This window comes from Acidovorax sp. AC410, assembly GCF_979253235.1.
This window is the reverse complement of record NZ_CEEDCG010000001.1, coordinates 6,209,293-6,222,236: the sequence shown is the minus strand read 5'-3', so window position 1 is coordinate 6,222,236 and position 12,944 is coordinate 6,209,293. Positions and strand designations below refer to the sequence as shown.

At 65.0% G+C, this 12,944-nt stretch carries 9 protein-coding genes; 5 read left to right on the top strand and 4 right to left on the bottom strand.

Annotation, left to right across the window (positions count from 1 at the left end; translation table 11 throughout):
- Positions 1-37 precede the first annotated feature (37 nt).
- Positions 38-742, bottom strand: coding sequence for a class I SAM-dependent methyltransferase (locus AC0IZS_RS28880; RefSeq protein ID WP_471638828.1), 705 nt, complete (start codon positions 740-742; stop codon positions 38-40).
- A 206-nt stretch (positions 743-948) separates the two neighbouring features.
- Here AC0IZS_RS28880 and AC0IZS_RS28875 point away from each other — a divergent pair, with 206 nt between their 5' ends.
- Both AC0IZS_RS28875 and AC0IZS_RS28870 read left to right on the top strand, forming a co-directional pair.
- Entirely contained in the window at positions 949-1,941 is a 993-nt protein-coding gene (locus AC0IZS_RS28875) for a DUF808 domain-containing protein (protein ID WP_471638827.1), read from the top strand.
- A gap of 309 nt (positions 1,942-2,250) precedes the next feature.
- A complete protein-coding gene (locus AC0IZS_RS28870; RefSeq protein ID WP_471638826.1) occupies positions 2,251-2,865 on the top strand; it encodes an OmpW/AlkL family protein in 615 nt (204 codons plus the stop codon).
- Here AC0IZS_RS28870 and AC0IZS_RS28865 read toward each other — a convergent pair.
- The 3 genes from AC0IZS_RS28865 to AC0IZS_RS28855 form a co-directional block, all read right to left on the bottom strand.
- Positions 2,862-3,488 carry a LysE family translocator gene (locus AC0IZS_RS28865; RefSeq protein ID WP_471638825.1) on the bottom strand — a complete coding sequence of 209 codons (627 nt, stop codon included), beginning with the start codon at positions 3,486-3,488 and terminating at the stop codon, positions 2,862-2,864. The two genes, AC0IZS_RS28870 and AC0IZS_RS28865, sit on opposite strands and share 4 nt — an antisense overlap.
- Positions 3,485-3,736 carry a DUF1272 domain-containing protein gene (locus AC0IZS_RS28860; RefSeq protein WP_057203581.1) on the bottom strand — a complete coding sequence of 84 codons (252 nt, stop codon included), beginning with the start codon at positions 3,734-3,736 and terminating at the stop codon, positions 3,485-3,487. The genes AC0IZS_RS28865 and AC0IZS_RS28860 overlap by 4 nt, the downstream gene beginning before the upstream one ends.
- A 113-nt stretch (positions 3,737-3,849) precedes the next feature.
- A complete protein-coding gene (locus AC0IZS_RS28855) occupies positions 3,850-4,923 on the bottom strand; it encodes a metal-dependent hydrolase (protein WP_471638824.1) in 1,074 nt (357 codons plus the stop codon).
- Between the two features lie 387 nt (positions 4,924-5,310).
- On the opposite strand from AC0IZS_RS28855, the gene egtD reads away from it, so the two are divergent.
- The 3 genes from egtD to AC0IZS_RS28840 all read left to right on the top strand — a co-directional run bounded on the left by egtD (position 5,311) and on the right by AC0IZS_RS28840 (position 12,682).
- A complete protein-coding gene (gene egtD / locus AC0IZS_RS28850) occupies positions 5,311-6,267 on the top strand; it encodes an L-histidine N(alpha)-methyltransferase (protein WP_471639594.1) in 957 nt (318 codons plus the stop codon).
- Positions 6,268-6,367: 100 nt separating this feature from the next.
- A complete protein-coding gene (gene egtB / locus AC0IZS_RS28845; protein ID WP_471639593.1) occupies positions 6,368-7,681 on the top strand; it encodes an ergothioneine biosynthesis protein EgtB in 1,314 nt (437 codons plus the stop codon).
- 204 nt (positions 7,682-7,885) lie between these two features.
- Positions 7,886-12,682: an RHS repeat-associated core domain-containing protein gene (locus AC0IZS_RS28840; RefSeq protein ID WP_471638823.1), complete on the top strand. Its 4,797-nt coding sequence runs from the start codon at positions 7,886-7,888 to the stop codon at positions 12,680-12,682.
- Positions 12,683-12,944 lie beyond the last annotated feature (262 nt).

Below are 12,944 nucleotides of genomic sequence, written 5' to 3'. Positions count from 1 at the left end.
TTCGGCCCCGTTTTTCATGGGCCTGCCGTTTGCTGCCTCAGCTTTCCAGCGCAGCCCGCTGGTACACCAGCAATCGGCCCTTGTAGGCGGGGCGGTCGCCCAGGGCCGGGTGGTCCAGGCGCTCTTCCACCACCTCGAAGCGGTGCACCGCCATCTGTTTGTGGAAGGCGCCGCGGTTGCCGCGGTCGGGATCCACGATCCAGATCTGCGCGCCGACCTCGGCATGGCGGTCGATGAAGCCGGCCAGGGTGGCGCGCGCGTCGCGCTCGTAGAGCACGTCGCTGCCCATGATCAGGTCGAACCGGCCGTTCACGGTGCTGGCAGCGGGGCCGTCGCTCTCGATGTCCTGTGGTGGGTTCCAGTGGCCGGCGCAGTATTTCATGGGCGGCAGCGCGTTCAGTCGCAGGTTTTCGAGCAGAAAGCGGTCGGCCAGCGGGTGGCCGTCGCTGGCGGTGATGTCCACGCCGCGCCGGTGGCACACCAGGCTGGCCAGGCCCAGGCCGCAGCCGATCTCCAGCACGCGCTCGCCGGCCAGCATTGGCCGGGTGGCCATGCGCTCTGCCAGCTGCGTGCCCGAGGGCCACAGCAGGCCGAACAGCGGCCACAGGGCGGACGAGATGCCCAGCCGCTCGGCCTCGCCCAGGGGGTCGGAGAACTGCTGCTTGTCCAGCAGCGAACGGATGGTGAGGTTGGCGGCGCCGGCGATGGCGACGCTGTCTTGCTTGGTGAGGTAGCCTGGCATGGCTCGGGCGAGAAGCCCGTTGTCAAGGGACCCCAAAAGGTTGGTGGTATGGCCGCCGAGTATGCGCCTTTTGCCGAAACCACGGCGGGCCGCGCCCTCTGCAAGGCCTTTGCCCGGCTGCGCGGTGGCCCCTGGCCGCGTGTGGAATTGACCCAGGTCATTGCTATAGTCGGCGCTTTGACCGAAACACCACCCAAGGACATCCCATGGCCGCTGGCAGCCTTCTAGCCCTGTTGGACGATATCGCCACCATCCTCGACGACGTCGCCCTCATGACCAAGGTGGCGGCCAAGAAGAGTGCCGCCATGGCCGACGACGTGTCGGTCATGACCAAGGTGGCCGCACAGAAGACGGCGGGCGTGCTGGGCGATGACCTGGCGCTCAACGCCCAGCAGGTCACCGGCGTGCGCGCCGACCGCGAGATCCCCGTGGTCTGGGCCGTCGCCAAGGGCTCCATGGTCAACAAGGCCATCCTGGTGCCGGCGGCGCTGCTGATCAGCGCCTTCGCCCCCTGGGCCGTCACACCGCTGTTGATGATCGGCGGCGCCTTCCTGTGCTTCGAGGGCTTCGAGAAGATTGCCCACAAGTTCCTGCACAGCGAGAGCAAGGACGAGGCCGAGCATGAAAGCCGTGCCCAGGCCAATGCCAACCCGGCCGTGGACCTCGTGGCCATGGAAAAGGACAAGATCAAGGGCGCCGTGCGCACCGACTTCATCCTCTCTGCCGAAATCATCGCCATCACCCTGGGCACGGTGGCGACGGCCTCGTTTGCGCAGCAGGTGGCCGTGCTGGTGGGCATCGCCGTCATCATGACAGTGGGGGTGTATGGCCTGGTGGCGGGCATCGTCAAGCTCGACGACCTGGGCCTGTGGCTCAACAACAAGCGCAGCGCGGTGGCCAAGGCCCTGGGCACGGGCATCGTCAATGCGGCGCCCTGGCTCATGAAGTTTCTGTCCATCGCCGGCACGGCCGCCATGTTCCTGGTGGGCGGTGGCATCCTGGTGCATGGCGTGCCGGCCCTGCACCATGCTGTGGAGGGGGCAGGCGCTGCGTCCGCCCTGTGGCCCGTGGGCTGGCTGTGGGCCGTGCTGGTCCCCAACCTGCTCAATGCCGTGGTGGGGATCATTGCTGGCGGCCTGGTGGTGGCCGTGGTGACCGCCGTGCAAAAAATGCGCGGCAAGGGCGCGGCCGCGCACTGAAGTGAAGCACCCCCTGAGGCGCTGCGCGCCTTCACCCCTGTCTCGACTCGCTACGCGATTCGGGAGGGGGACGCCCCCAGCGCGGCGGGGCGTCCCTTGCGCGGGGGCGCTGGCTTAGGCCGCGCCAGTTTCATGCGCCGCAGGTGGCGCACAGATTGTTGATCCAGATCGAAGCCTGGGCGCTGGGTCGGTGGCGCGCCGCGCCAGCGGTGCCGATGGTTGATCTTTGGCAAGGCGCATCGGTGCGCGTGGAGGCCCAATGCATGCACGGGGGTCGTCCCCGTTCAACTGCATCGAACCATCGCTCCCATGAACAACAACAAGCTGCTGAAACTGGCCCTGGTGGCCGCCTGCGCGCTGGCATCCGGCGCCACCATGGCACAAGGCGCACAAGACGCCAACGGCCCCTGGCTGGTGCGCGCCCGCGCCGTGAACCTCGACAGTGCCAACAAGGACGGCACCGGCCTGGGCCTGTCGATCAACGACAAGGCCATCCCTGAAGTCGACGTCTCCTACTTCTTCACCAAGAACATCGCCGCCGAGCTGGTCCTGACCGTGCCGCAGAAGCACGACGTGCGCGCCAGCACGCTGGGCGGCAAGATCGGCACGCTCAAGCACCTGCCGCCCTCGCTGCTGCTGCAATACCACTTCGACGCACCCGGCTTCAAGCCCTATGTGGGCGCGGGCTTGAACTACACGCGCTTTTCCAGCGTCCACCTGCCCGCTGGCGTGGGCATCGACAAGAGCAGCTGGGGCGCGGCCCTGCAGGCCGGGGTGGACATTCCCCTGTCCAGGAACCTGTATTTGAATGTGGATGTGAAGAAGGTCTATATCCAGACCGATGTGTTTACAGGTGGCGTGAAGGCCGGTACCTTCAAGGTCGATCCCGTTCTGTTCGGCATCGGCCTCGGCTACCGGTTCTAAGCGCTTCGGCGGTAGAACGCCAACGACCCAGCCAAGGCCAGCAGCGCACCGCCGCAGCAGCGGTCGAGCCAGAGCACGGCGCGGCGGTGCAGCAGCTGCACCGCCTTGGCGCCCACGATGGCGTAGGCCAGCATCACCGCGAAATCCAGGCCGGCGAACACCACTGCAATGGCTGCGTACTGCGGCCACTGCGGAGCGCCGGCGTCGATGAACTGCGGCAGCAGGGCCGAGCAGAACAGATAGCCCTTGGGATTGGTCACCGCCACCAGGAACGACTTGGCAAAAACGCTGCGGGCAGTCACGCCCCCGGCACCGCCGGCCTGCGACAGGTCCAGCCCGCCCTGCGAGCGCAGCAGGCGCAGGCCGAGCCATGCCAGGTAGGCCGCCCCCACCCATTTGACGACCGAGAACCAGAACTCCGAGGCGGCCAGCAGCGCGCCCAGGCCTAGTGCTACGGCGCCGACCAGCACGAAGTCCGATGCCACCGCGCCCAGCATGCCCGGCACGGAGCGGCGCACGCCATAGCGCGAGCCATTGGCCAGCGCCAGCAGCACCGTGGGCCCGGGCGTGGCAATGGCCACCAGGGCCACCAGCGCAAAGACCAGCAGGGTGGCGGGGTTCATGCCAGCACCGGGCCGCAGCCTTGCGGTTTGTGTACGCGATCGGTTGACGCGGGAAACTTCGCGAGCTTGGATGCGGGCCGGCGTGGGCGCTGCAGCAGCTCACCGCCGCAGTTCGGGCAGATGCCCCCCAGCGGGCCGCCCGCACAGGTGCTGCAGAAGGTGCACTCGAAGGTGCAGATGCGCGCGGCAGTCGTATCAGGGGGCAGGTCTTTGTCGCAGCATTCGCAGCTGGGGCGCATCTGGAGCATGGCGGGGCCTCGGGTGGTCGGTATACCGCCCACTCTATGCGCAGCCGCCTTGCCCGGCAAGGTACAGACAGCTGCTGCCACCAGCGCCATCTGTACTGCTGCTGCCTGCGTGCTCAGCCCGCTGGGGTGGCCATCGGCGCGGGCGTCCTCGGCTCGGTGCCTGGCGGTGGGCGCAGGGGGCCGTCATCGAGCGCCCACATGCGCCGCCACAGCCAGGGCAGGGCGGTCTCCAGGTCGGGCCGCTGCCACTCCTGCCGTGCCTTGGCGGTACCTGCCAGCACCTGCTGCGGCGTGCCGATGTCGAAGTGGAACGAGTACGCGGGCTCCATGCCCATGCGCAGGTCGGTGATGTAGACATGCCCGCCCGCCTCGTTCATGCGGTAGAAGCCGTGGGTGAAGCGCGAGAGGCGCTGCACATGCGCATTGCCCTGGTAGGTGGCGAACAGGTCCGCTCCGCGCTCATGCCGCGTCCAGCGCATGGGTTGGTGGCCGCCATCGGCCAGCGAGCGAAAGCCCTCCAGGTAGTGCGTGGGCGTCATCGCCACCACGCGCCACAGCACGGCAGAAAACGGCGCCGGCGTCACCAGCACGCGCTCCGCAGTGATGCCCTCTGACTGCAGCGAGGCACGCGCAATGCCCTCTACATGCTGCTGTGCCAGCACGCCGACGCCCAGGTAGGCGGTGCTGAACACCAGCGCCCAGGCATTCCAGCGCAGGCCGCGCCGGCCATCGCGCCCGCGCGCCACCAGTGCGGCCACCACCCCGATGATCAGCGGCACCGTGTACAGCGGGTCGATGATGAACACGCTGCCCACGCCGTAGGGGTGGTTGGTGAACGGGTACAGCAGCTGCGTGCCGTAGACCGTCATCGCATCGAGCAGCGGGTGGGTGACCAGCGCCAGCCACAGGGCAAGCCACCAGCGCAGCAGGTGTGGCATTTCGCCATGCAGGCGTGCGACCAGCCAGGCCAGCGGGCCTGACAAAAGTGTGAGGGTGAGCAGGGCATGGCTGCTGCTGCGGTGCAGCACCATGTTGAGCATGGCATCGCCATGGTCGATGAAGGCATCCAGGTCGGGCAGGGTGCCGGCCACAGCGCCCCAGAAGACGGCCTTCCACGCGGCGGTGCGGCGGCCCATGGTGGCGAGGGTGACTGCGGCGCCCAGGGCGATCTGGGTCAGTGAATCCATGGGTCGGGGTGTCCTTGTCTGGTGTATTTGTGGCAAAGATGTGTCTGCAAGCGAAATGCGGGCCAGCCACAACAGGGCTTGCCGTGCCCGCGCCAGGGGCCCATGATTGTGGCGTGGCCTGATGACAGCCCATACCCGCCATGCCGCCCGCGCAGCGGCACCCCCGGCGCGGCCACGACCCAAGCACATGCGCAATCGTCCTACTTGGGGGCCCCGGCCCCGCCGCTAACCTTCCGAACCATGGCCCACGCACTCCTCCAGAATCCGTCGCCCTTGCTTCCAACCCGGGGCGCGCCGCGCCAGGCGGCCTGGAACGCCAAGCCACCCCACCTGGCCTTCGAAGCCTTTGAAGGCCTGCCCAGCGAGCCGGGCGGCGCCGAAGCCGCCGTGCCTGCCCAGGCACTGGCAGACCAGTCCATCTTCGACGAGATCACCGAGGGCCTGCTGCAGCAGCCCGCCACCATCTCGCCCAAGTATTTCTATGACCAGCTCGGCTCGGAACTGTTCGAATCCATCACCCGCCTGCCCGAGTACTACCCCACCCGCACCGAGCATGCCGTGATGCAGCACCACGCCGCCGCTATCGCCGAGGCCGTGGGCCAGGGCCGCACGCTGATCGAGCTGGGCGCCGGCAACTGCGAGAAGGCGCGCACCCTGTGCCGCACGCTGGCGCCGGCCTGCTTTGTGGGCGTGGACATTTCGGCCGACTTTCTGCAGGACGCCGTGGCCCGCATGCGCGAAGAGTTCCCGCACATGGACGCGCGCGCCGTGGGGGCGGACATGACGCGCGGCGTGACCCTGCCGGCTGACATCCCGCGCACCGGGCGCCTGGTGTTCTACCCCGGCTCGTCCATCGGCAACTTTGACCCGCCCCATGCGCTGATGCTGCTCGAGCAGATGCGCGACTTGGTAGATGGCGAGGGCGAGCCGCATGCCGACGGCGGCCTGCTCATCGGCATCGACCTGCCCAAGGACGTGGACGTGCTGGAGGCCGCGTACGACGATGCAGCCGGTGTCACCGCCGCTTTCAACCTCAATGTGCTCACGCACGTGAACCGCCTCATCGGCAGCAACTTCGACCCCGCGCAGTGGCGCCACCTGGCCTTCTTCAACACCCTGCAGTCGCGCATCGAAATGCACCTGCAGGCCATGTCGCCCCTGCAGGTGCGCTGGCCCGGCGGTGGCGTGCGTGACTTTGCGGCGGGTGAATGCATCCACACCGAGAACAGCTACAAGTACACGCTGCCTGCCTTTACCGACCTGCTGGCGCGCGCCGGCTTCACACGCGCCCGGGCCTGGACCGACCCGCGCGGCTGGTTTGCGGTGGTGCATGCGCAGCCTTGATCACACACGGCTTGCGCCGCCACCACTGCACGGCAACGGGGGCTTGCCCCAGCGATTTTCCCAGCCGAATGCCGCCACGCTGGGGCACACTGGCAGGATGATGAACCCGCCGGCGACGACGACGAACCCGCCCCCTCAGCCCGCAGACTATGCCGCCGTGCGCCAGCGCTCGGTAGCGCTGGCGGCCCCCCTGTCGGCGGAAGACGCCTGCGCCCAGTCCATGCCCGACGCCAGCCCCGCCAAATGGCACCTGGCGCACACCACCTGGTTCTTCGAGACCTTTGTGCTGGAGCCGCACGAACTGGCGTTCGCGCCGTTCCACCCGGCGTTTCGCGTGCTGTTCAATTCGTACTACAACGGCGTGGGCGCCAAGCACCCGCGCCCGCAGCGCGGCCTGCTTACCCGCCCCTCGCTGGCCGAGGTGCTGGCCTACCGCGCCAATGTGGACGAGCGCGTGCAGCGCCTGCTGGCCCGCCACACAGACAACGCCAGGCTGCTGGCCCTGGTCGAGCTGGGCCTGCACCACGAACAGCAGCACCAGGAGCTGCTGGTCACCGACATCAAGCACTTGCTCTCGTGCAACCCGCTGTTTCCGGCGTACCACGATCTCACGCCTGTGGGTGCCAGCGGCCCCGCCCAGCCCCTCACCTGGCACCGCAGCGACGGCGGCGTGGTCGAAATCGGCCATGCCAGCGGCAACAACAACAACAATAACAACGGCGTTTTTGCCTTCGACAACGAACTGCCGCGCCACCGCGTCTACCTGCAGCCCCACGCCCTGGCATCGCGCCTGGTGAGCAATGGCGAATATGCCGCCTTCATCGAAGACGGCGGCTACCGCAACCCCGCGCACTGGCTGGCCGAAGGCTGGGACTGGCGCACCGCGCAGGGCCTCACGCAGCCCATCTACTGGCACCGCGCAGGGCAGGGCGGTGGTGATGGGGGTGACGCCTGGCACGAGTTCACCCTGGCCGGCCTCGTGCCCCTGGTCAGCGCACTGCCCGCCGTACACCTGTCGTACTACGAAGCCGATGCCTACGCCCGCTGGGCCGGCGCCCGCCTGCCCACCGAGGCCGAGTGGGAATGCGCCGCAGCGCGCCAGCCCCTGCAAGGCCACTTTGCCGACGGCCCCGATGCCCTGCTGCACCCCGGCGCGGCCGAGGGTGGGGGCATGGCGCAGATGTTTGGCGATGCCTGGCAGTGGACCCAGTCGAGCTACGCCCCGTACCCCGGCTTTCGCACGGCCGAGGGCGCCGTGGGCGAGTACAACGGCAAGTTCATGGTCAACCAGTATGTGCTGCGCGGGGGCTCGTGCGCCACGCCTGCGGGGCATGTGCGGGCCACGTACCGCAATTTCTTTCCGGCGACTGCGCGGTGGCAGTTTTCGGGGGTGCGGTTGGCGCGGGATGTGTAGCTCTTCAGGCAATCAGACGTGCTTGTGGGGTGACAGCCGGCATTGAGCAAATGCTCAATGTGTCTCGACACGTTGACGGATACAAACGCTTGCAATGTTGGACCGTGTCTGGCTTTCGTTGGCGGCGCTAGTAAGCCTTCTTCGGTACATTTCCTCCCATCAAAAAAAGTGCCCGCGGGGCACAGATCATGAGGGGAGAGGCTGATGCGTTCATGGATGGCCAGGCTGCTGGCGGTATTGCTCGTCGCGTTTTCGGGGCATTCGTTTGCCCAGTATGACTATAAAAAAATGTGCATTGAGTGGGCCCCCGTTGATGGATGGGTCACCTGCAGATTGACGCCGGACAAGTTTGATGCGTGGGTGTATAGCACCGGATATGGAGTAACTCCGCCTGGCCAGATTGATGGCCGGACGGGATACGCATCGGAAGACATCGCCAAGCAGGAGACTTTGGATTATTTTGTATATAAAAATACAAATTATCCAAAAATGTGCCAAATCTTAATTGAGATGGGCGAATTTGAGGTTCAGGAGGTTGATAAATTCGTCAATTCTCAAGAGCCGGTGCGAAAGTGGAAAAAACTTCGCATATCTTATGGTTTGACAACCAGTGGTGCCTGCCAAAATGTGGGGGAGAAACACGCTGCCGACATGGGCGCCGTTCGAGGGCCCCGGTGCAATGACACCAGCGCGTTGCGGTGGGCGGCGGACGTCAACAGCTACGTCTGCACCAACGACATCAAGAAGAACCCAGAGCCATGCGATCTCTGCGCGGCCCAACGTGCCCATGCGACCCACGGTAATCCCATCCTTAGCCTTGATCAGGAAAAGATCGAATCCGTTGTCGACCTGACTTCCGGTGAAGCCTTTCCGCTCACCTTCGAGCGCATTTACCGCAGCCACCGGGCGCGGGACAAGGACATCTGGTTCAACAGCTATTTCAAGGACACAGGCAACCATTCTCTTGGTGATGGCTGGTTGCACAACCACGATATTCGCCTGTCGGTTGCGAAAGGGGGCGGGGGCATAGGCTCGTCACCCTCCGGCGGTTCTAGCGGCGGCACCTCAGGGCAGGTCGGGGTTGAACTGGCGGGCGGATTTTCGGTGGTGCGCATCCAGATGGGGGATGGCAGCTTCAGCTACTTCCACAAGAAAAATGGCGACCCCTCGTACACCGGGCGCAACCCACTGAAAATCCTGACCGGAAGTTCCGAATCGGGCTGGGCGCTGCAAGACAACGAGACCGACACCCGCTACGAATTCGACCCGAAAGGCCGAATCGTCCGCAAGGTCCATCGCAATGGCTGGTACTTGCTGTACGGCCATTCGAACGATGGCCTGCCCATGAGCGTGCAAAACAACTTCGGCCGCACCCTGACCTTTGTCTACGGCGACAGCAATAGGCTCATCCAGGTCATCACCGACAACCAGCGCACCATGAACTATGGCTACGCCAATGGGCGGTTGAGCACGGTGCGCCAGCTCGACGGCACCAGCGTCGAGTACCTCTACACCGATTCCACTCCAACCGTTCCGCCCCTGCTGGCAGGCATCAAGGACGAGAACAGCGCGCGCTACTCCACCTACACCTACGACACCGAAGGCTGGGCCATCCGAACAGAAAAGGCCAGCTCAGCAGACCGCTACGCCACACCCACCCAGCGCGAAGTGATCGACCCGCTGGGCACCTCGCGCACCTACAGCTTCGCCCGGTACGGCAATGAGCTGACCTATGTGGGCGCGTCGAAGGCGCCTGCATCGCCGGATGTCGCGCCGTACTACACGGGGACGCTCAATGCGGCAGGGCTGGTCAACTACTACCAGGACCAGAAGTACAACCAGACCACCTACACCTGGGACACCAGCCGCCGCCTGCCGCTGAACATCCAGGAGGGAACCGGAACCCCCCAGGCCCGCAACACCATCATTGCCTGGCACCCGCAGTGGCGCCTGCCGGTCACCATCACCGAAGCCGGCCGCGTCACCACCTACACGCACGACGGCTCGGGCAACGTACTAAGCCAGACCGTCACCGACACCAGCACAGGCACGACCGGCATGGCCCGCACCACCAGCTGGACCTACCACGCCACCGGGCTGGTCGCCACGGAAACCGCCCCCAACGGTGCGCTGACCAGTTACACCTACGACCCCCAGGGCAACCTCACCAAGACCACCAACGCCCTGGGCCATGTGGATACCTTCACCCACGATACCGAAGGCCGCATGCTCACCCACACCGCGCCCAACGGCCTGGTGGTGGCCTACACCTACGATGCGCGTGGCCGCGTGCTCAACAGCACGCGCGGTAGCCAGGTCACCACCTTCACCTACCACCCCACGGGCGCTTTGGCGACGGCGGCCTTGCCGCAAGGCCACACCATCACCTACAGCTATGACGGTGCCCACCGCTTGGTCGGCTGGAGCGACAACCGGGGCAACACCGGCAGCTACGGGCTCGATGGCATGGGCAACCGCACCAGCGAGGAGGTGCGCAATGCCCAGGGCCAACTCGTCTGGCAACTGGCGCGCAGCATCAACAGCCTCAACCGCCTGGAAACCAGCACGGCCGGTGGAACGCAAACCACCACCTACACCTACGACAGTAACGGCGACCTGTACCAGGCCAAGGACGGAACCAACAACTCCGACTACTACGTGCGCGACCCGCTGCGCCGGGTCAAGACCCTGTACAACGGAGAAAACTCCACGGCCTTGCTGACCTACAACGCAGTGGACGACGTCGCCTCGGTCAGCGACTTCAAGGGCATCACCACCGCCTACACCCGTGACGCCCTGGGCAACGCCACCAGCGAACGCAGTTCCGACATCGGAGAAAAAGCCGCCCAGTACGACGCCCTGGGCCTGCCCGCCAGCATCACCAACGCCCTGGGCCAGGCCACCACCATCACCCGCGACCTGCTGGGCCGGCCCACCTCCATCGTGCACTCTGGTGGCACCACCTCCCTACGCTACGACCAAAGCACCACCGCCAAGGGCTACCTGAGCGAGATCGAAGACGCCAGCGGCACCACCACCTACCAGCGCGACGTACACGGCCGCGTGACCAGCCAGACCCAAAAGCTCATCAACAACGACACCCGCACCCTGGGCTACAGCTACAACGCCACCACGGGTTTGCTGAGCGCCACCACATACCCGGGCGGCCAGGTCCTGCAGAACGTCTACGACGCCACCGGCCAACTAACCGGCCTCACCTGGGCTGGCCAGCCCATCGTCAGCGGCATTGGCTGGAGCCCCCTGGGCCAGCCCACCGGCTGGAGTTGGAACCTGCCCGGCAGCGCAGCCGCCATTGCGGCCAGCCGCACTTACAACACCGCGGGCCAACTCACCAACACCGAGTTCAGCAGCTACACCTATAACGCCGCAGGCCGCATCACCAGCCTCACCCAGAGCCTGATGCAGCCCGCCAGCGCCGACGCCCAGGCCAGCACCGTGGTCGCGGCGGCCCCCGCCACCTGGACCGTGCAGTACAGCTGGACAGGCCGCATCACCGGCTTCACCAAGACCGTCACAGGCGGCAACGCTGCCAACACCGTCACCTACACCTACGACAAGAACGGCAACCGCCTCACCAGCAGCCAACAGCGCGCTGGCACCACCACCAACCGCACCTACACCCTCACCGCCAATCGCCAGACCGGCTTCAGCCAAACGCAGACGGGTGCCAGCACCGCCAGCACCAGCGTCACCTACCAGTACAACGCCGCCGGCGACCTGCTGAATGATGGCCTGCGCACGTTCCAGTACGACAGCCAGGAACGCCTGGAAAAAGTCACCACCGGCACGGGTGTGGACGCCCCCAGCACCCAGTACGCCCACAACGCCCTGGGCCAGCGCGTGTTCAAGACCGAACCGCTGTTCGCCAGCGGTAGCGGATCAGGTGGAACCACCAGCGGCAAGAACCTCAACAACCTGCTGGCCGACCCCGAAGACCAGGAAGCAGAGCAAGACAAGAGCCTGATCCAGACCGCCTACGAATTCTTCACCCGCCTGTGGAGCCCCGGCAGCAGCGACGCGCAGAAACTCGGCTTTGCCTATGTCTACGGCCAGGACGGCACCCTGCTGGGCGAATACGGCATGGGCGGCAGCAACAGCACCGGCACCACCCAGTACATCTACCTGCCCACGGCCAACGGCCCCATGCCCATTGCCGCCATCGTCAATGGGGTTGCCTATGCCGTGCACAGCGACCACCTGAACACCCCGCGCAAGCTCACCCAGCCCGACGGCCAGGTAGCCTGGCAATGGGCCTACAGCGCCTTCGGCGACGAACAGCCCACCCTGGGAGCCAAGCGCTTCACCAACGAAACCACCAACCCCACCACGGGCACCACCCCCATCCCCGAGGTGACCTTCAACCTGCGCTACCCGGGGCAGTACTACGACAAAGAGAGCAACCTGCACTACAACTACTTCCGCAGCTACAGCGCGGAGCGGGGGCGGTATACGCAGGCGGATCCAATTGGGCTGGATGGTGGGTTCAATCGGTTTGGGTATGTGGATGGGAATGCATTGAAGTATGTCGATCCATTTGGTTTAGATGTGTTGACGACTATTTCTGACCGGGTCGCAGGAATTCCGGATGGCCGTGCAGGAGATCAATACGACACTACATTCACCATCACAAAAACAGGAGTTTGTGATAATTCCACGGATCCTATGTGTGCGGCTGGACTGGCTGCTGCGGGGCTGAAGGGGCCATATTTTAGCGAAACGAAAAACTATAGCTCAATGTGCATGCTTGGTATGGGTGTGGTAGTAAAGGGGGGCGGCGCTGTTGCGGGCAACGCACTCGCAAACCAATTGCCAAATGCTGCGGCTAAACTGGGTTTTGGTGCGCGCGCTATGGGCCTAGTATGGAGAGGAGTCTCTATTTTTACAAACCCAGCTACTGCTGCAGCTTCGCTTGGTTACGCAATTGGACCTTTGCTTGAACACTGCGAAGTGAAGCCCCCCATATGTGAGGTTTCGCAGTGAATTTTCGACGTGCTTTAGGATCGATTCTCTTGGCTCTCGCCGTGGGGGCCTTGGTTTTGCAGAGATTTTTTTTGTCGAACTTTTCGCCTTGGGTTGATGTGATAGTTTTGGGGTTTAGTGCTGTCTGTGTTTTGGGGGCCTTTTTAGCAGCCAAAGGTAAATAGATTTTGGCGAATTTACGGTCAACAGCAACGAATAAAAGCAGGGTTGTGCGTGTGGGGTCTTTCAAGATTTTTTAAAAATTCATAGTTCACTATTGTGA

What these genes read in the sequence shown, in the direction of transcription:
- AC0IZS_RS28860 (WP_057203581.1), bottom strand. Translation starts at nt 3,736, where the DNA reads ATGCTCCAGATGCGCCCCAGCTGCGAATGCTGCGACAAAGACCTGCCC.
- AC0IZS_RS28875 (WP_471638827.1), top strand. Translation starts at nt 949, where the DNA reads ATGGCCGCTGGCAGCCTTCTAGCCCTGTTGGACGATATCGCCACCATC.
- AC0IZS_RS28880 (WP_471638828.1), bottom strand. Translation starts at nt 742, where the DNA reads ATGCCAGGCTACCTCACCAAGCAAGACAGCGTCGCCATCGCCGGCGCC.
- egtB (WP_471639593.1), top strand. Translation starts at nt 6,368, where the DNA reads ATGAACCCGCCGGCGACGACGACGAACCCGCCCCCTCAGCCCGCAGAC.
- AC0IZS_RS28855 (WP_471638824.1), bottom strand. Translation starts at nt 4,923, where the DNA reads ATGGATTCACTGACCCAGATCGCCCTGGGCGCCGCAGTCACCCTCGCC.
- AC0IZS_RS28865 (WP_471638825.1), bottom strand. Translation starts at nt 3,488, where the DNA reads ATGAACCCCGCCACCCTGCTGGTCTTTGCGCTGGTGGCCCTGGTGGCC.
- AC0IZS_RS28840 (WP_471638823.1), top strand. Translation starts at nt 7,886, where the DNA reads ATGCGTTCATGGATGGCCAGGCTGCTGGCGGTATTGCTCGTCGCGTTT.
- AC0IZS_RS28870 (WP_471638826.1), top strand. Translation starts at nt 2,251, where the DNA reads ATGAACAACAACAAGCTGCTGAAACTGGCCCTGGTGGCCGCCTGCGCG.